The following is a 19,532-nucleotide window of genomic DNA, read 5'->3' as shown; positions in this document are numbered from 1 at the left end:
AAAGAATCTCTTGGCTAATCTTAGATTATAACTATCCTTTCCCTATATCTAAAATTATATCCTCCCAATAAAATCCAATCACTCACTCTTCCGTTAGGATAAAGCTGGATATCTCACTAAAATTGTGTTACAGAAATTAATTTGAAGAAAACAGGAAAAATCATATTGTATATTTTAGGGAGCATTTTATTGCTCTTAGTAATCTTGATACTTTCCTTAAGATTGCCTGTAGTTCAGCAGAAAATCACCAATTACGCCACAAAATTTGTCAGCGAAAGAACGCAGACCAAATTTGAAATAGACCGCCTCTACATTACTTTTCTAGGCGCTGCTCAAATTGAAGGGCTGTACGCAGAAGATAGCAATCAGGACACCTTAATTTATGCCAATTCCATTTTAGCAGATGTAGCCTGGAAGCCACTTTTAGATGGTAATGTGGACGTGAAAAACTTGGAGTTAGAGGGAATCACAGGAAAAGTCCACAATAATTCGGTTGACAGTAGTTATAATTTTCAATTTTTGATTGATGCTTTTGCAAATGCTGATTCTACAAGCACTGAAAAAGAAACCGATACTACTTCCTCCACTACTATCAATGTTCGCCATATCCTATTGGAAAATATTGACTTAAACTTTCAGGATATTAGTGTGGAAATGAAAACCTATCTAAAGCTAGGAGAACTCGAGCTTTCTTTAAATACATTTAATTTGGACAGCTTACATTTTGATGTTGAAGAATTCGTCCTGAAAAATGTGAAAGCAAATTATTCGCAAGGTTTAGCTTTCCCTCCTTCAGAAGAAGACACTACCGAAAGCACTTTACCCAAAATTAATGTCCAAAAGCTAAGCTTAAACGAAATTGATTTAGAATACGAAACCCTTTTTGACAGGCTGCAAATGTCTTCGCTTATTAATTTGTTGGATATTCGAAATGCAAAAGTAGATTTAGCCAAAAATGAAATTGAACTAGACAAATTCGATAATAAAATCAGCCATTTTAGAATGCGATTACCAATATCTTCGGATTCCACTCAAGAAGAAAATGATGAAAGTCCTTCTCCTTTTGAATTTCCTGATTACAAAATAAAACTCAACACTTTCAATTTTAATTTGGCAGATTTGGACATAAAATCAGAGGGAAAAATTAACGAAATTGAAGGTTTTAATCCTGAGGATATGCAGTTTCAAGATATTAAGCTCAATTTAGTTAATGCTCAATATTTAGCAGAAGATTTAGACATTGAAAATTTCAGCTTCTCTGCTAAAGACAGTAAAAGTTTTGAATTGAAAGAATTGAGTGGTGGGATTAATTTCAATGCAACCTCCGGGTCAGTAAATGATTTTAAAGTAGAAACAGTCCATTCAATTTTGAATACAAATGCCAATATTAATTTTGTTTCTATTGATTCTTTATTTGCGGGTAGCTTTTATAAATCACAATTCAAGCTAGATTTAAAATTGCCTACAACGCTGAATATAAGAGATGCTTTCTATTTTTCTCCTGAACTGAAAGAAGACAGCAGCTTATTGGCACTTTCAAAACATCCTGCCAAGCTTTACGGAAAAATCAAGGGAAATGACAAGGATATTGACTTGCAAAATTTCCGTCTATTATATGGGGATAAAACCTCGGTAACCTTAAATGCCAAGCTCAAAAATTGGCAAGATGGAGAAAATCTAATGGCTTCTTTTGAAAACTTAGAGCTAAAAAGTAATGTTTCTGATTTTCCATATTTCATGCCTAAAGATTATCCAGATTATTATCCGCAAAAAGTAAATTTGAGCGGAAAAGGCAATTATAATAGAGGAAAAATAATTGGCGATTTATCAGCCAAACTGGATGATATTACTCGAGTAAAAGTCAAAGGAAATTTCAATTCCAAGCAGCCCGAAAGCTATCAAGCTGATATAAAATTAACGGATTTGGAATTAGCTAGATGGTTGCAAGACAGTCTTAATTTCAACACCGCTAATATTGACATTGCCATAAATGGAAAAGGATTAAAGCCTTCTGAAATGAATACCAAAGCAGAAGTGAGTATTCGAAATTGTAGTTATATGGCGAATGAGTTTGATACAATCAATATGTCTGCCTCCTTAGTGAAAAGCCAGTTGGAATTCAGCAGTAATTATTCAGACTCCATAGCGGATTTTGATTTGTCAGCTTCTGGGAAGATTGATTCCATTAAGCAGAAAATCAATTTAAAAGCCAATATCAAACAATTAGATTTATTGGCGCTTAATATTTCAGATAGTGCCGTCTGGGTCGCAACTAATGCCGAAGTAAAATTACAAATAGACAGCCTTCATCAATCCATAGATGCAAATTTAAATGAGACCAAATTAACGAGCCCCAACCAAACGATATCTTTCACCCCTTTAAGGTTACTTGCTTTTAATGCAGAAGATAGTGCAAGTGTTAAATTGAAATGGGAAAATATTGCCTTTGACCTGAATATGAACCACAGATTTGAAGAATTAGCACTTGCCGATTTAGATGCTGCAAAGTTACAAAAAGCTAAAATCTTTAAAGTGGATACTACAGATCGGCCTATGAAAATTACTTTTTCCCTGAAGGCTGAAGAAAGCCAAAACTTACTAGATTTTCTCCCCTTAAACATCAGTTTTAAACCAATATATGCGACTGGTAATTACAAAAGTGCAAATGAAGTTGTAGAATTTCAGCTAAATATTCCGTCTTTCCATTATCAGGATATTGATTTGGATAGTTTGAATTTGAGTATAAATAATACAGAGGAAGAATTTCACATTAACACAAATTTTCAGCGAATTACCTCAGGGGATTTAAACATCTATCCTACCATTTTAAGAGCAGATATCACACCTAAAAAAGCTTTGTTTAATTTGTTTATGGAAGATGCTATGGCAGATAGCTTATTCCATGTGGATGCTGTTGCAGAACGAAAAGAAGATTCACTCTTTTGGTCATTAAAGCCTGAAAATTTAATTCTGAATGCTGAAAATTGGAATATGGATCCTGAAAATAGGCTTTACTTTGATACTGCCAATATTGTGATTCAAAGCATGGTTTTTGAACGTAATAAGCAATTATTTGAAGTAAGAACAGAACGCAAAGAGGAAGCAACAGCACTTCAATTCAATTTCGAGAATTTTAGAATAGAGAACTTCTTTGCCATTATAAATGCTGAGGAAAGCCCTGTTAAAGGTATTTTAAAAGGAGGAGTTGTGCTGGAGGATTTGAAAAATCTACTGGCTTTTTCTGCTTCTCTGGATATAGACAGCCTCAATATTTTGGATGAGGAAGTGGGTAATATCTCATTAAATGCCCAACAAGAGTCAGATAATCGCTATCAATTTGCATTGAGTTCGAAGGGAGAAGTTAGTCTAAGAAGCAAGGGTTGGTTTGACAATAACCCTGAAATTCCAGAGTTTGATTTTGAACTGGATATGGACAGCGTTTCCCTTCCGTTTTTGACAAACTTTTCCGAAGGCCTAATTCGGGAAGCAAGTGGGAACTTAATAGGCCATTTTAATTTCAGTGGAAATACAGAAGACTTTCAATATGACGGAAATCTCAATTTCCAAGATGCCTCTTTGTTTTTTCCATACTTGAATATGACATATCAGTTGCCGAATGAAGTAATCAATTTGAAGAATGAAAAAATCCAACTGAACAATTTTACCATGCTGGATGAGCAAAACAGTAAAATGCAATTGAATGGTCAAGTTAGCACTGAAGATTTACTGAATCCCAGGTTTGATCTAAGTTTAACAGCTGACAATTTTCAATTACTGAACACTAATAAGGACAATAGTGATTTATTTTTCGGCAAAGCATTTTTCAATGCAACCATTGATTTAAAAGGAAATCTAAATCAACCTAGAGTTCAGGCTAATGTTGGTTTAAATGAAAAAACAGACTTAGTCTATATCATCCCGGAAAGTCAAATAGATGTGGTAGAGCAGGAAGGGATAGTTACATTCAAAAAACCTTATGTACCCTCGGACACCATTTCGTCCTCTGAATCTGAATTGAAAAGAACGGCTGATATTGGCGGTATGGAATTAAACGCTATTATTAATACTGATAAGAATGCGAAATTTAAAGTGATTGTAGATGAAAGAAGAGGTGATTATTTAACGGTTTCCGGAGATACGGACTTGAATTTTATTTTAAGGAAAAACGGAGCTATCAGTTTAAATGGTAATGTGGAGGTCAATGAGGGTTATTATCAATTAAGTTTATATGATTTAGTCAAACGTAAATTCGAAATTCAATCGGGTTCAAGAATAAGCTGGTCGGGCGATCCTTATGAAGCCACTTTGAATATTACGGCTTTGTATAAAACAGAAGCACCTGTGAATACTTTAATGGAAGACCAAATATCTTCTGCATCTGCTTCAGTAAAAACACAATACAGACAAAAACTCCCGTTTTTGGTTCAACTTTTTGTTGGTGGCGATTTGAGTAAACCTGAAATATCATTTGGCTTAGACATGCCAGAACAAAGTCGTGGAGCATTGGGTGGCAATATTTATCAACAAGTTCAAACCATCAAATCCAATGAAACTCGATTGAATAAACAAGTATTCTCCTTATTAGTATTAAATCAGTTTTTCCCAAGTGGAAGTAGCAACGGTGGACCAAATTCAGAAGCTATAGCAAGAAATAGCGCCAGTCAGATTTTAAGTAATCAGCTCAATAAATTAAGCAACCAATATGTGAAAGGCGTAAACCTCAACCTAGATTTAAATTCCTATGAAGATTACCAAAGTGGAACGGCACAAGATCGAACGCAACTAGAGATGAGCTTAAGTAAAAACTTATTTAATGACCGCTTTCGAGTGGAAGTAGGTAGTCAGGTTGACCTGGAAGGACAGCAAAGAAGTCAGCAACAAGCCACTGACATAATAGGAAATATTATGGTGGAATATTTATTGACCGAAGATGGACGCTATAAACTACGTGGCTACAGGAAAAATGAATATGAAGGATTGATAGATGGACAAGTAGTCGTAACGGGTATATCCATTCAATTTAGTAAAGAATTTGAGAAGTTTGATGAGCTTTGGCAAAAACCAAAAGAGGAAGAAGATTGAGAAAGGCTTTTATACATATCGCATTGATTAGCCTTTTGGGAGGTTCCTTCTACTCTTGCAAAACCACTAAAAACTTGCAAGATGGACAGAAATTGTATGAAGGGGGAAAAATCAAGTTAAAAGAAACAGAAAGTTCTAAGTATAAAAACGAATTAAAGCGCGATTTAGAAGAGGTTAATAGACCACAGCCTAATGAAAAGATAGCTGGCGTGCGAATAGGCTTATGGGCACATCAAAGAGTCGAAAATGATAGGGCAAGTTTCTACGCTAAATGGGTGAATAAAAGAATTGGAGAAAAACCAGTATTCCTAGATCAAGTCAATAGCAATAGTGTGAAGAAACTAATGAAAAACCGAATGGAGAATTTAGGTTATTTCAATAGTAAAATTAATCATGAAGTTGTTGAAAAGAAGAGGACAGGATATATCGAATTTGAAATAAGACCGGGAAGAAGATTACATATTGATTCCATTCATTATAAAAAAGTTGCCGAACAAAAGGTAGACAGCCTTATAATAAGTTATTTGGAAGAAGAAAAGCCGATTAAAAAAAATGAAGCTTTTTCTCTTCAAAAGTTAAAAGAAACTAGAACCGAAATAGCTGATTTCCTTAAAAAGCAGGGGTACTACTATTTTTCATCTGACAATTTGATATTTGAAGCCGATACAATAAGCACAGAGAAAGAAAATGAAGCTATCATGGAACTTCGTATAAAAGACAATGCCTCTGAACTTGCACTAGTTCCTTTCAAAATTAAGGAAATCAATGTATTCCCTAAGTATTCTCTAGACACTTCTCAAGGAGCCAATAATGCTGATACTACGGTTCTTTATGAGGTGGAGTTTATACAATCAGAGGTCTTTTTTAGACCTGACAGGCTTTATCCCTACCTATTTATCAAGGAGGGCAATTTTTACAATCCTGAAAGCGAAAGATATACAAACAAGAGACTAAATTCCTTAAAAACTTATCGATTTGTCAACATTCGATATCTAGAAGATAGTACTTTCGAAAATGGGAATGGACAACTAACAGCTAATATTTACTTGTCTCCTTTAAATAAACGCTCCTTTCGTTCAGAATTACAAGCTGTCAGTAAATCCAATAACTTTGTAGGGCCTAATTTGAATTTTGAGTATCTTAACAGAAACTTATTCAAAGGTGGAGAAGCTCTTCGGTTGTCAAGTAAGCTTGGTTATGAAGCACAACTTAATAGTGGCAATCTTTCAACTGGTTTGAATAGTATTGAAACGGGAGTAGCGGCAGAGTTAATAATTCCGAGAATGGTAACACCATTTCCGATTGAAGAAAAATTCCGTTACTCTATTCCTAAAACAAAATTCAAGTTATCTTATGATTTGCTAAACCGTTCTCAGTGGTTCAATCTCAATTCCTTTTTAGCTGTTTATGGTTTCGAATGGAATCCCAATATTTTTGTGACCCATAATTTAAATCCTGTTTCCATCAACTATATCAATATTGGAAATGAAAGTGAAGCATTTGAAAATTTACTAAGCGGGAATCCATTTTTAGCCCGAAGTTTTGAACAGCAATTCATTCCCGGTTTATCTTACAGTTTCCAATGGAGTCAGCTGGTTAGGAATATAAAAAGGAATAGGTTCTATTTTGCATTTAGTGCCGATTTTGCTGGAAATGCATTGGCTTTAGCACAAAATATTGGAGGTGTCACAGGCGACAACAAAAAGTTCTGGGGACAGAGTTATGCTCAGTTTTCCCGTTTTGACTTTGATCTCCGAAACTATCAAAGCATTGGCCAAGAAAGCAAATTAGTAAGTCGTATTTTTGCTGGAATCGGCTTGCCATATGGGAATTCGGTCAGCTTACCTTATTCTAAACAGTATTTTTCGGGGGGGCCTAATTCAGTTCGAGCTTTTAGAATCAGAAGTTTAGGGCCAGGAAATTATCAAACGCAAGACGCAACAGACGGAACAAGTTTTTTTGATCAGGCAGGAGATATTAAAATAGAGGCCAATTTGGAGTACCGTTTTCCTTTGATCTCCTTCTTGAAAGGAGCTGTTTTTACAGATGCAGGAAATGTGTGGCTCAGAAATGAAGATGGAAGAAATGGACAATTTACCTCCAACTGGATTAATGAAATGGCTATAGGCTCAGGGATTGGTTTAAGGTTGGACATTGAATTTTTTGTGATTCGTTTGGATGTAGCCACACCACTTCGTAAGCCTACGGATAATGGTTTCCAGTGGCAGGATAGTTTCGAAATGGGCAACAAATCCTGGAGACAAGAGAATATCAATTGGAATTTTGGGATAGGGTATCCTTTTTAAAGCCCCCTAACCCCCAAAGGGGGAATTGGTTGACAGGTTGGGTTACGATTAGGTCAGTACAGGAAGCTATATAGAAGCACCATAGAAATAAGATTGAAATATTTTGAGAGCCAACTTTGTCCTCTATACTCAGTAGATTTATTTAAAACCTAACACTTACGACTTAAAACTAAAAAAATATGCAAGCAATCATAATCAAAAACCCAGGAGGCCCCGAGGTTCTTCAATTAAAAGAAAGGGAGAGCCCAAAGCCCCAACCCAGTGAAGTTCTGATAGAAGTGAAAGCAGCTGGAATTAATAGACCTGATGTTTTCCAAAGAATGGGTGGATATCCGGCTCCGGCAGGTGCACCAGATGATATTCCTGGCTTGGAAGTGGCAGGAATTATAAAGGAAGTTGGAAAGGATGTAATGCAATGGAATGTTGGCGAAAAAGTTTGTGCCTTGGTAGCGGGCGGAGGCTATGCTTCACAAGTTACGGCTCCAGCAGTGCAATGCCTGCCTATTCCGCAAGGACTCAGTTTTGTAGAAGGAGCTTCCCTTCCAGAAACTTTTTTCACGGTTTGGTCTAATGTGTTTGATAGAGGAAATTTTCAAAAAGGAGAAAGCTTTTTAGTGCATGGAGGAACATCAGGTATAGGCGTAACGGCCATTCAAATGGTGAAAAGCATGGGCGGAAAAGTTTTTACCACCGCAGGAACTCAAGAAAAATGTGATGTTGCAATAAACCTAGGCGCTGATCTTGCCATCAATTATAAGGTGCAGGATTTCGAAAAATATCTAAAAGAAAAAAAAGAGGAGGTAGATGTGATTTTGGATATGGTGGGCGGGGATTATACAGCAAAAAACATTAATATCTTAAATCCTGAAGGCAGACTAGTGATAATCAATGCCATGAAAAATGCAGAGTCCACCATCAATATGAAAAAAGTGATGGTAAAAAGACTTACCATTACAGGTTCCACTTTAAGAGCTCGCTCTCCTGAGTTTAAGGGAGCCATTGCAGAAAAACTCAAAAAGAATATTTGGCCTAAAATTGAAATAGGCGAAATCAAGCCTGTTATTTATAGAACCTTCCCTTTAGCAGAAGCTTCCAAGGCTCATGAGCTTATGGAAAGCAGTGAGCATATTGGGAAGATTGTTTTAGAAATATAATGAGGGAATGTCCTAAAAAACAAAAAGCCTCTCATCTCTGAGAAGCTTTTGTGCCAGGAGCGGGACTTGAACCCGCACGAACTAATGTTCACAAGATTTTAAGTCTTGCGTGTCTACCAATTTCACCATCCCGGCTAGAATGATTGTAGGTGTCAAAAAAATAAGTGAGCCTATTGCTCACTTATCTGTTTCTGAGCGGGAGACGAGGTTCGAACTCGCGACCTCAACCTTGGCAAGGTTGCGCTCTACCAGCTGAGCTACTCTCGCTTTTCCCTCAATGGGATTGCAAATTTAATAGGCTGATTTTAAAATACAATAGCAAACCATAAAATTTTTTAAAAATTATGCTACTTGTTTTTTAAATTGCTCTTTCAGCTCTTTTGCTTCCTGTTTATTCCGTGACTTTTTAATGTGTTTCGGCACTGGCTTAAGATCCCAAATCAAGCCTAGCATTGACATAAACTTTAATCCGTAATACGTTAGATCTACTTCCCACCAAAAGAACCCCTGTCTGGCTGATGTTTCATAATAGTGGTGATTATTGTGCCAACCTTCGCCTAAAGTTAATAAAGCTAACCAGACACTATTTCTGGATTCATCTCCAGTTTCATATCGCTGGTTACCAAATTTGTGCATGATACTGTTAATGGAAAAAGTGGCATGATACAAAATGATTGTACTTAAAAAGAAGCCAATGAATAGCGTTGAGAATCCTGCAGTTGTAAACATGGCTAGAATAGTACCACCATTTACCAAACCTCCTAGTGCCATAACGGTTAATGCCAGAATAACGGGTGGAACTAAATAATTTTTATTCAACCATCTTAATTCTGGATACTTACTATAATCAGAGATTACTTTAAAATCAGTTTTTTTAAAATCAGAACCAATAATCCAGCCAACGTGAGAATACCAAAATCCAAAATGCAACATGCTATGTGGATCTTTTAAGGTGTCACTGTTTCTGTGATGGTGACGATGATGAGAAGCCCACCATAAAGCACCTTTTTGTGCTGATGTTTGCGCAAAAAAAGCTATCAAAAACTGGAACCAACGAGAAGTATTGTAGCTTCTGTGGGCGAAATATCGGTGGTAACCACCCGTAACCCAAAACATTCTCCAAACATAGAGGAAAGCACAGACTGTCCAATCGAACCAAGTAGCACCAGTCCAAATTGCGCCTAAGGGCAATAAATGTACGATAGCAAAACTAATTTCTTTTTTCCAGGTCCCTTTTTTTCGAATCTTTAGGTTTTCTTTTACTGCAACTGCCATTTTGAATATTATGTAATTAAATAAGTAAGTACAAAGATAGGACTATTCCTTTTTTAAATCCTGAAAATTCAAAACGAATTGATTTCAAAAATAGTTCTGATTGACTAAAGGTTCTCTGATTTATTTTTTATTGTAGCTTGAGGGGACCAGTCGCCAATAAAAGTTAATAGAAAAATAACTGCTTTGTTGATTAAGTGTATTGCCATAGCCCGCATATGCCTCCAGCATCAAGTCCGCATTAAAGTAATAACCGACACCAATATTTGTGTAGTTGTTCCACGCTAATTCCCCATATTGTCCATAGAACTCAAAAATTAAATCCAAAGGATATGGGATAGTAAAAGTTAGCCCTGATAAATAAACCAGATTGGCTTGTGGCTTTCCGTTTTGCCAATTAAGTCCAATGTTGTTTTCCCATGCCAGAAAACTATCAATACTATGTTCAGAGATTCCTAAGATTTGAAAGCTGCCTAGTAGTTTTCCCAATTCGTTTTTTGAAAAGCCAAGATCTGTTTTTAATGAGTAGTTAGGCGCTATTTTTTTTTTGAAGCCAGCGGTGATATTGGACAAGCCGTTTGATCTCCGCATTTGATCAGAAACGAAAGTTTGTTCTCGCATATAGTTATAGCTGATGGAGAGGTCTAATGTTTTAAGTGCGCCATATTTTACTAAACCATATTGTGATGCTTGTTGGTCAATTTTACTTATACTTTTGATCTGTCGCTCAAAATTGAGCCCGTATTCAACTTGGATAACGTTTTTTCCTACAAAATTCTTTCCACCAGAGAATACCAGTGACGGAAGATCTTGTGCAGAAATGCTAACTGAAAAGAAAAGAAGTAAATAAGGTAAGAAGAAGGATTTCATGTGCACCAATACTATTTCATGTCCTCTGGTCTAAACTTAGTGATCATTCTATAGGAAATCCCTGCTGTGATAAAATAGCTTTTATACGGATAGTTTTCACCCCATCCACCATTTAGATCAATTAACATGTCCTTGTTAATATTATAACCCAAACCAATATCAAAATAATTGTTGATTCCAGATTTGATAAAATCCCCGTAGCTCTCTGCAATCAGTGATAACTTATTAGTCAAGGACAAGGAATAACTAAACACATAGAAACCTCTAGGCTTACTATCATTACCGTTCCAAACGCCACCCAAATTGGTTGTTAGACTCGAGTTCTTCCCTAAGTTAGTATTATACATTAAACGAAACCTTGGCGCTATGTACTTGATTTGATAGTCTTTTCCTCTCAATCGAGTTTCAATGCCGACTTGAAGTGCCATGTTATCATTGATTTTTGTTCTTGCTCTAAGTAGACTGGTGTTTAAACCCTGTCGAACTAGTGATTCTTCACTTGCACTAAGGTATTCTGTGGAATTGATGTGATTCATAACTGCGCTAATTTCAAAACGCTCACGGATTCCAAAACGAACCACTAGATGTTCCGATATGTTGTTAACATACCAACCGGATGTGTCAGACAAATTATCAAATTGAATGCCTGTCTGAAATTGCAGAATTCCTTTTCCAACAGTTCCAGCACCATTGGCAGCACCCGGTCTTGCTGTTGCAATGCTTTCGCTATATTGACCTTGACTCAGAAAGGGCAGAAACAGCAAGAAGAGAAGATATACTTTTTTCATTTTATCGATAGAAACAATTGTTTTTTATCTTGTATAGATTTTGTTTGCTTCAATGATTCCTGAAATTGTTTATCGGGCTGGGCAATTATGGAAGCAGCTTTATTTACCAAATATACAAATTCTTCTGATAAGGCTACTGCTTGATATTTATTGTTGGAATAGGTGATTTCTTCCTTAATAATTGGATGTATCTCATTTATGATTACATTGTAAATCTCGTCTTGTTTATTTACTACAATCAACTTTTTGCCAAACAGCGTCTTTTTCGATCTGGTATAGTTTTCTCTAAGCCAATCTATCTTTTGGTTTAACTTTAAATTAGCCAATTCCTTATGTAGGAATAGTTCTGTTTCATGTAAATCATGGGAATATGACCACACTTCATTTGCAAAGTCCACAGTGGAAGCTAACAAAGAATCATACCAAACAATCTTGTTTGATAAGTTCCCAAAGTAGGCAGTTTGCTCTGATAATTTTGAATATTGTTGTTGGTATTCTTTCGTATAATTATAATTCATCATTAAACTGTCAAAATCTAATTGCAAAGAGTCTGCTAGTGGTTGGATTTTACTTTCAATTGAAAGGTTAAGTGGGTGAGTCGTTTTAGCAAGCAGAAGTTCACGGAAAATTGCGCGTTCTTTTTCCTTCATTGTTACGTAGGTGTCAGCCTCTAAGCTATTGATTTCATCGCCCTCTAAATTATATTCTTTGATTTCACTTAGTTCACCATTTGAATTATAGTATTCGAACACACCAATTTGATTGTTTTTATGAGTATAGCCCAAAGATTGTACTGTCGAATCGGGGTAAAAAGTAGTGGTTTTGTAAATCATATCTAATGCTTGCATTGATTTAGGCAACTCTTCCTGATCTGTTTTTAATTCTAAGTGTTTTACAAGATTGCCTTGACTTTCATAAACCGATTTCAAATGCTCTACTCCATTGCGATAGGTCACGGTAGACTTCAGTTGTCCTTTTGAATTAAAATATTTCCATGTTCCTATTTTTCTATCATTCTGCCGAGTACCTGTTTCTTTGATCGTACCATCGGTAAAAAAGACAGTAGTTTCAGAAGCCTTATTGGCGATAAATTTATTTTCTTTAATCAATGCTCCATTGCTGTAGAGATTTTCTGCTTTTTTATTTCCATTCTGATCATAAACTGATATTGAGGTTAGGTTACTTCCTTCAAAATATTTCCATTCGCCGCTTTTGATGATTTCCCACTCTTTTTGAATATCCCCCGAAACTGATCCTGGACCTTCTGAAGTTTTCAATTTGTTTTGATCATAATTGCTTACCACTGGAGGTTCCCCATTCTCATTAAAGAGAATTGATTGTACCAAATGACCGTCTTTGAAAACCTTTGTTTTGCCAATTGGATATGCAGGAATTTCTTGTCCTTGATAGTTGAAGGTCAAGTCTACATGATCCGAAGTGTTGCTTTTAGTAAAAAAGATTGTTTTGGCGGGAACGTCTTTTGCCTCATATAAGATAAATTCCTTTACTAATTTATTTTCATCGAAAACAGCTGTAAACTTTACATGTCCGGTATTGCAATCATAAACAATTAAGTCTTGGTGATATTTAATTTGACCATTTTCAATGTATCTGAAACCAAGAGCTGCAATTTGATTTTTTAGTTGATCCTGCGATAATTCACCATTGTAATGTGACGCAGTTACTTCGTCAACGCACATGATTCTTAGTTTGTCTAAGTTTTGGGCATTAAGTTGAATTGAAAATAGGACTATGAAGGGGAGTAAAAGTATTTTATTCATAATGGAATATCGTTAAATTTATGCTGATTTATTAGAATCAGAGTTAGTCAAATATGTGCTTTCTGAAACCTTATGGATAATTTTCTCTAAATCGTTTGCGGACTTTTTTAGATGGTTTAAGATTAATTTTCCACTTTCATCCACTGATTCAAAATCAAGTAAATTCAACAAACCTAAAATCGATGCTAGCGGAGCCCTTACTTCATGGGCATTAATGAATGCAATATCATCCAATTTTTTCTCTGAAACTCTGATCCTTCTTTCTAGATTTACTTCCTCTGTAATATCTGTCGAATTTAAGATCACCCCCATTATCGTTCCAGTGGAATCTGATACAGGTTTCAGCTCCATATCAACTACTTTTTCGTATCCGCTAAGATTTTTAAAGGTTCTACAAAATTTTTGTTTCTGTCCATTCTTAGTTTTTTGAAAAAGCGCTTTAAACGTATTGGAAAAACTTCCCCCAAAATAATGAGACATGCTTTCATTAAGTCTTAGTTCTTTATGTGTGTACCAAGACAAAAATTCATAAGCTGTTGCATTGAATTCAATCACATCTCCATCTAGGCCAATTAAAATATTACCTTCATCAGCATCATTAAATATTGCCTTCATCCAGCTTTCGGTAGTTTCTTTTTCTGTTATCATGCTTTGCTGCGATTTACCAACCGTTGCAAGCAGATTAAATCCAATATAGCTACCATTCTCATCTCTGGAAGGAATAATATTAGTATGAAACCAAGAAGCATTTCCTTCAGTGTTGGGAAAGGCAAAGTTGCCATTCCATGACTTTTGTTGTCTTAATAGATAACTTAATTCATCTTGAATATAGTCTGGCAGCTCATCACATAGATGTTGGAAGAAATTTAATTGATCTAAATCGTCTCTTTTAATTCCTGTTACTTTAAGAAATGTTTCATTGGCAGAAAGCACATCAAAGTTTTCATTAAGAGATAAAAGCACAACATTATCAGACAAGTAGTCGATCGGATCTTTTTTTGCCTTTTGTGCCTGTTGAATGTTTATAACTTTTTCCATAAGGAATATTAAACAGGCCCGATACTCAATTGTTTAGAAATTCCTGCTTCAAATTGTAGTGGAATATTGTTTAGCTAAACCCTGCCAATGTATTTAATGTAAATACATTGATGTTGTGATGCTCCTACTGCACTTTTCAATCGTTCCTTTGGCTGGATTGATTTATTAAAAAATTAAAATAATTTTACCTTTTTTTGAGGGAAAGAAGAAACATCATATTCAGACTTGGAATGATTTAATTATATCAACAAGCTGTATTCCAATTTTTAGCTTAATTCAACTTACTTTTTAACTCATTTAATTTCAATAAGGCTTCCACTGGTGACATGGAATTAATATCTAGCTTATCTAATAAATCTTTAATTTCTGATAAAACTGGATCCGCCTCGAACATATTGAGTTGATAATTATTTTTAGGAACTTCATGCATTTTTCGGTTGGCCTTGTCCCTGATTTTATCTTTTTCCAAATGGTGCATAATTTCATTGGCTCTCAGCACCACAGGATTTGGCATCCCGGCTAAATGTGCCACATGTATACCGAAACTATGCTCACTTCCTCCTTTTTTCAACTTTCGAAGAAAGATGATTTCACCATCTATTTCTTTCACTGAAACATTATAATTCTTGATTCTCGGAAAATCGTGTGCTAGCTGATTCAATTCATGGTAATGGGTGGCAAAAAGTGTTTTTGCTTTTGACTTCGGATGGTTATGCAAAAACTCCACTATACTCCAGGCTATGGAAACGCCATCGTAAGTACTGGTTCCACGACCGATTTCATCCATTAACACCAAGCTTCTGTCAGAAAGATTATTCAAAATACTAGCGGTTTCCGTCATCTCCACCATAAAGGTTGATTCTCCTTTAGAGAGATTATCAGATGCGCCCACTCTGGTAAATACTTTATCTACCAGACCAATTTCAGCAGATTTAGCTGGCACATAACAGCCCATTTGTGCCATCAACACAATCAATGCCGTTTGCCTCAGCAATGCCGATTTACCTGCCATGTTTGGACCCGTAATGATCATGATTTGTTGGCTTTCATTATCTAAAAATACATCATTGGGAATGTATTCTTCTCCGTGTGGCAGTTGTTGTTCAATTACTGGATGTCGACCTAATTTAATATCTAAAGCAGTGGTTTCAGAAATTTGAGGTTTTACATAATCATTAGCACGAGCAATTTCTGCAAAGCTCAGTAAGCAATCTACTTGTGCTATGATTTTGGCATTCTGCTGAATAGGGCTCACAAAATCCATCGCATTTTGCAAGAGCGATTGAAAAATTCTCTGCTCAATCACCACCATCTTATCTTCTGCCCCTAATATCTTTTCTTCATATTCTTTTAGCTCTTCGGTGATATATCTTTCTGCATTCACCAAAGTTTGTTTTCGAATCCATTCTTGCGGCACTTTATCTTTATGAGAATTGGTCACCTCCAAATAGTAACCAAAGACTTTATTGTAGGCCACTTTCAATGAAGTAATGCCCGTTTTCTCCATTTCTCGTTTTTGCAATTGAAGCAAATAATCTTTCCCTGAAAAAGCTATTTTTTTCAAGTCATCCAACTCAGGATCTACTCCTTCCCTTATCAAGTTTCCTTGATTGGTGTGCAAAGGAGCATCCTCCATCAACTGACTATCAATCAATTCATATAAATACTCACAAAGATTGATCTGATTGGAAAGTTTTTTCAAGGCCTGCTCCTCGGATTCTTCCAATGCTTTTTTCAAAGGAACCATTAAGCCCAAAGCTTTTTTCAACTGATTCAGCTCTCTCGGGTTCACTCTGCCTACCGCTACTTTGGAAATCAACCTTTCCACATCTCCCATAGATTTTAAGGAAGCGCTCAACTGTTCCGTTAAATCTTGATTACTGTGAAAAGCTTCAACAATTTGCAGACGCTCTTCAATGACCGCTTTGTCCTTCACAGGTAACACCATCCACTTTTTGATTTGGCGCGAACCCATAGGCGTTAGGGTTTTATCAAGAATCTGAATGAGCGGAATTCCTCCTTCTTGTTGGGGGTAAACTAATTCTAAGTTTCGGATGGTGAATTTATCCATCCAAACATATTTTTCCTCTTCAATTCTGGAGATGGAGGCAATATGCTCAATTTTTTTATGCTCGGTTTCTTCCAAATAATGTAGAATGGCACCCGCAGCAATGATTCCTTCCTCCAAATTTTCAATACCAAAGCCTTTTAAAGAGTTGGTTTTAAATTGCTTGGTTAGTTTTTCGTAGGCAAAATCGAAAGCATAAATCCAGTCTTCTAAATGATGTACATTATAGTCATCTGAAAACTTATGCGAGAAATGCTCTCTAGCTGATTTGGAATAGATAATTTCCGAAGGTTGAAATCCCTGCAGTAATTTATCGATATAAGAGGCATTTCCAGAAGCAGTCATGAACTCACCAGTGGAAATATCTAGGAAAGCAACTCCTAATGTGTTTTTAGAAAAATGAATAGAAGCCAAATAATTGTTTCTACCTGTTTCCAACACATTATCATCAAAACTAACACCTGGCGTTACTAATTCTGTAACCCCTCTTTTGACAATTCCTTTTACGGATTTTGGGTCTTCCAGCTGGTCGCAAATGGCGACTCTATGTCCTGCTCTTACCAATTTTGGCAAGTAATTATCCATGGCATGATGGGGAAAGCCTGCCAACTCAATATGAGAAGCGGAACCATTTGCCCTTTTGGTCAAAATAATATTCAGGACTTTGCTGGCCTTAACGGCATCTTCCCCAAAAGTCTCATAGAAATCACCGACACGGAATAATAATAAAGCTCCAGGATATTTGGACTTTATCTGATTATACTGCTTCATTAAAGGAGTTTCCTTTGCTTCTTGAGTCTTCGCCATGCTTTTAGGGAAATGTTCTTAGTTTTGCACTTCAAAGATGATAAAATATGAGGAAATTAGCCAATGAAGAATTAAATCGATTGGAAGTTGATGAATTCAAGAAGGTCAAGAAAAACCCAATCGTTTTGGTGCTCGATAACGTCAGAAGCATGAATAATGTGGGTTCTGCATTCAGAACAGGCGATGCGTTTTTAATTGAAAAGATTTATTTGTGCGGTATTACTGCTCAGCCTCCTCATAGGGAAATCAACAAAACGGCTTTGGGGGCAACGGAAACTGTTGAATGGGAGCATTTTGAAAACACTTTAGATGCCGTTGCTAAGCTAAAACAAGATGGATATAAAATCATGAGTGTAGAGCAAGCAGAAAATAGTTTAAGTCTGGAAAAATTTGCGCCCAAGGCTGATGAAAAATATGCTTTTATATTTGGCAATGAAGTCTACGGAGTTGAACAAGAAGTAGTGGATCAAAGTGATCATTGTTTAGAAATCCCTCAGTTTGGCACTAAGCATTCTTTGAATATTTCGGTGAGTATAGGCGTGGTGCTTTGGCATTCAGTTTTAGGCTCCCTAGCCCCCAAAAGCCCCCTGTAATCCCCCAATCGGGGATAATACACAGATCAACTACATCAGAAAACCAATGAAAGTAACAAGCTAGAACTAAATAGCTTAAATTATTTTCAATATTTAAAAAAGCCCTGTAATCTTTCCTTCTTCATTCACATCAATTTGTTCTGATGCTGGATGCGCTGGTAAGCCCGGCATTCGCATAATGGTGCCAGTTATCGGGATAATAAAACCTGCACCGGCTGCAATTTCTATTTCTCTTACTGTGATGACAAAATCTTTTGGTCTTCCTAATAGCTTTTGATTATCGGATAGCGATTTTTCGGTTTTAGCCATGCAAATCGGAAGATTGCTCAATCCTAAGTTTTCAATTCTTCGTAAATCTGTCATTGCTTTGGCTGCATATTCAACTCTTGTAGCTCCATATATTTCTTGAGCTATTTTGCTTATTTTATCCAAAACCGGGCTGTTCCAATCGTATAATGGTTTGAAGTCTGAAAGCTCTGCATTAACTGAATCAATTACTAATTGGGCCAAATCTAAGGCTCCTTTTCCTCCATTTGCCCAAACATCTGCAACAGCAGCTTGAATATTTTTTAATCGAGCAAACTCTAAAACAGCTTCAATTTCTTCTTCTGAATCTGTATTGAATTTATTAATCGCAATGATTGGCGTGATTCCAAATTTCTGCACATTTTCAATATGCTTTTCTAGATTTGGAAATCCATTTTTTAATTGTGCTACATTCGGCTCTTTAAGGGCTGACAATTCTGCTCCACCATGATATTTCAGTGCACGAATTGTGGTAGTCAGCACCACCACCTTTGGTTTTAAGTTAGCACTTTGACATTTTATATCTAAGAATTTTTCACCGCCCAAATCAAACCCAAAACCTGCTTCAGTTACAGTATATTCTGATAAGGACATGCCCATTTTGGTGGCAATCACCGTATTGGTTCCTTGTGCAATATTGGCAAAAGGACCTCCATGAATAATGGCTGGATTTCCTTCTATGGTTTGAACGAGATTGGGTTTGATGGCATCTTTAAGCAAAGCCGTCATAGCACCTTCTGCTTTTAAATCACGTGCATAAATAGGTTTTTTATCAAAAGTATAGCCTACAAAAATAAGTCCTAGTCGTTTTTTTAAATCTATTAAATCAGAAGAAAGACAAAGAATCGCCATGATTTCTGAAGCTGCCGTAATATCGAAACCCGTTTCTCGTGGAATTCCATTAGTTGTCCCACCTAATCCTACGACTATATTTCGTAATGCTCGATCATTCAGATCCATAACACGTTTCCATGCAATTGTCCGTGGATCAATTCCCAATGAATTGGTTTTGCTTTGAAGGTTGTTGTCAATGATGGCCGATAGTAAATTATTTGCTTTTTCGATTGCGGAAAAGTCCCCCGTAAAGTGCAAGTTGATATCTTCCATTGGAAGAACCTGCGCATTGCCTCCACCAGTTGCGCCTCCTTTCATTCCAAAAACAGGACCGAGTGATGGCTCTCGTAAAACCACTGTGGTCTTCTTTCCCAACTGATTTAAGCCTTCTGAAAGACCGATTGACATGGTTGTTTTGCCTTCACCTCCAGGTGTGGGGGAAATAGCTGAAACTAGAATCAAATTGCTTTGGTCAATCTTACTTTCATCAATTATATTGAGTGGGAGTTTGGCTTTGTACTTACCATACATTTCAAGATCGTCAGCTACAATTCCTAATTTATGGGCAATTTCTTGTATAGGCTTTAATTTGCTTTTGTTGGCTATTTCTAAATCTGTCATAAACTTAATTTT

The 19,532-nt window shown here is 36.2% G+C and carries 11 protein-coding genes and 2 tRNA genes; 4 read left to right on the top strand and 9 right to left on the bottom strand.

Annotation, left to right across the window (positions count from 1 at the left end; genetic code table 11):
• The first annotated feature begins 141 nt into the window (after positions 1 to 141).
• The 3 genes from FTRAC_RS11530 to FTRAC_RS11520 all read left to right on the top strand — a co-directional run bounded on the left by FTRAC_RS11530 (position 142) and on the right by FTRAC_RS11520 (position 8,542).
• Complete coding sequence (locus FTRAC_RS11530; protein ID WP_041649784.1) at positions 142 to 5,082, top strand: translocation/assembly module TamB domain-containing protein; 4,941 nt, start codon at positions 142 to 144, stop codon at positions 5,080 to 5,082.
• Positions 5,052 to 7,388: a translocation and assembly module lipoprotein TamL gene (gene tamL, locus FTRAC_RS11525; protein WP_049784118.1), complete on the top strand. Its 2,337-nt coding sequence runs from the start codon at positions 5,052 to 5,054 to the stop codon at positions 7,386 to 7,388. The genes FTRAC_RS11530 and tamL overlap by 31 nt, the downstream gene beginning before the upstream one ends.
• Positions 7,389 to 7,567: 179 nt before the next feature.
• A complete protein-coding gene (locus FTRAC_RS11520; protein WP_013454427.1) occupies positions 7,568 to 8,542 on the top strand; it encodes an NAD(P)H-quinone oxidoreductase in 975 nt (324 codons plus the stop codon).
• A 51-nt stretch (positions 8,543 to 8,593) separates the two neighbouring features.
• Here the strand turns inward: FTRAC_RS11520 and FTRAC_RS11515 are convergent.
• The 8 genes from FTRAC_RS11515 to mutS all read right to left on the bottom strand — a co-directional run bounded on the left by FTRAC_RS11515 (position 8,594) and on the right by mutS (position 17,166).
• Positions 8,594 to 8,677, bottom strand: a tRNA-Leu gene (locus FTRAC_RS11515).
• 59 nt (positions 8,678 to 8,736) lie between these two features.
• A tRNA-Gly gene (locus FTRAC_RS11510) sits at positions 8,737 to 8,809 on the bottom strand.
• 75 nt (positions 8,810 to 8,884) lie between these two features.
• Positions 8,885 to 9,817, bottom strand: coding sequence for an acyl-CoA desaturase (locus FTRAC_RS11505; RefSeq protein WP_013454426.1), 933 nt, complete (start codon positions 9,815 to 9,817; stop codon positions 8,885 to 8,887).
• Positions 9,818 to 9,937: 120 nt separating this feature from the next.
• Complete coding sequence (locus FTRAC_RS11500; protein ID WP_013454425.1) at positions 9,938 to 10,684, bottom strand: hypothetical protein; 747 nt, start codon at positions 10,682 to 10,684, stop codon at positions 9,938 to 9,940.
• Between the two features lie 11 nt (positions 10,685 to 10,695).
• A complete protein-coding gene (locus FTRAC_RS11495; RefSeq protein ID WP_013454424.1) occupies positions 10,696 to 11,472 on the bottom strand; it encodes a transporter in 777 nt (258 codons plus the stop codon).
• Complete coding sequence (locus tag FTRAC_RS11490; RefSeq protein WP_185094399.1) at positions 11,469 to 13,172, bottom strand: toxin-antitoxin system YwqK family antitoxin; 1,704 nt, start codon at positions 13,170 to 13,172, stop codon at positions 11,469 to 11,471. Before FTRAC_RS11490 ends, FTRAC_RS11495 begins: the two co-directional genes overlap by 4 nt.
• 99 nt (positions 13,173 to 13,271) lie before the next feature.
• Positions 13,272 to 14,291, bottom strand: coding sequence for a PAS domain-containing protein (locus tag FTRAC_RS11485; RefSeq protein WP_013454422.1), 1,020 nt, complete (start codon positions 14,289 to 14,291; stop codon positions 13,272 to 13,274).
• Between the two features lie 271 nt (positions 14,292 to 14,562).
• Positions 14,563 to 17,166: a DNA mismatch repair protein MutS gene (mutS, locus tag FTRAC_RS11480; protein ID WP_013454421.1), complete on the bottom strand. Its 2,604-nt coding sequence runs from the start codon at positions 17,164 to 17,166 to the stop codon at positions 14,563 to 14,565.
• A gap of 47 nt (positions 17,167 to 17,213) precedes the next feature.
• Here mutS and FTRAC_RS11475 point away from each other — a divergent pair, with 47 nt between their 5' ends.
• The gene (locus FTRAC_RS11475) at positions 17,214 to 17,759 is read left to right on the top strand and encodes an RNA methyltransferase (RefSeq protein WP_013454420.1); all 546 of its coding nucleotides are present in this window, start codon (positions 17,214 to 17,216) and stop codon (positions 17,757 to 17,759) included.
• A gap of 93 nt (positions 17,760 to 17,852) precedes the next feature.
• Here the strand turns inward: FTRAC_RS11475 and FTRAC_RS11470 are convergent, their stop codons facing one another.
• On the bottom strand, positions 17,853 to 19,520 hold the full coding sequence (locus FTRAC_RS11470) for a formate--tetrahydrofolate ligase (protein WP_013454419.1): 1,668 nt from the start codon (positions 19,518 to 19,520) through the stop codon (positions 17,853 to 17,855).
• Between the last annotated feature and the right edge of the window lie 12 nt (positions 19,521 to 19,532).

The organism is Marivirga tractuosa DSM 4126 (genome assembly GCF_000183425.1).
Classification (GTDB): Bacteria; Bacteroidota; Bacteroidia; order Cytophagales; family Cyclobacteriaceae; genus Marivirga; species Marivirga tractuosa.
Note: the sequence above shows the minus strand (reverse complement) of the source record. Positions and strands in the feature narration are given on the sequence as shown.

Excerpts from the sequence above, each read along its gene's own strand:
- FTRAC_RS11520 (WP_013454427.1), top strand. The coding sequence starts at position 7,568 with ATGCAAGCAATCATAATCAAAAACCCAGGAGGCCCCGAGGTTCTTCAA.
- FTRAC_RS11505 (WP_013454426.1), bottom strand. The coding sequence starts at position 9,817 with ATGGCAGTTGCAGTAAAAGAAAACCTAAAGATTCGAAAAAAAGGGACC.
- FTRAC_RS11500 (WP_013454425.1), bottom strand. The coding sequence starts at position 10,684 with ATGAAATCCTTCTTCTTACCTTATTTACTTCTTTTCTTTTCAGTTAGC.
- FTRAC_RS11495 (WP_013454424.1), bottom strand. The coding sequence starts at position 11,472 with ATGAAAAAAGTATATCTTCTCTTCTTGCTGTTTCTGCCCTTTCTGAGT.
- FTRAC_RS11490 (WP_185094399.1), bottom strand. The coding sequence starts at position 13,172 with ATGTGCGTTGACGAAGTAACTGCGTCACATTACAATGGTGAATTATCG.
- FTRAC_RS11485 (WP_013454422.1), bottom strand. The coding sequence starts at position 14,291 with ATGGAAAAAGTTATAAACATTCAACAGGCACAAAAGGCAAAAAAAGAT.
- mutS (WP_013454421.1), bottom strand. The coding sequence starts at position 17,166 with ATGGCGAAGACTCAAGAAGCAAAGGAAACTCCTTTAATGAAGCAGTAT.
- FTRAC_RS11475 (WP_013454420.1), top strand. The coding sequence starts at position 17,214 with ATGAGGAAATTAGCCAATGAAGAATTAAATCGATTGGAAGTTGATGAA.
- FTRAC_RS11470 (WP_013454419.1), bottom strand. The coding sequence starts at position 19,520 with ATGACAGATTTAGAAATAGCCAACAAAAGCAAATTAAAGCCTATACAA.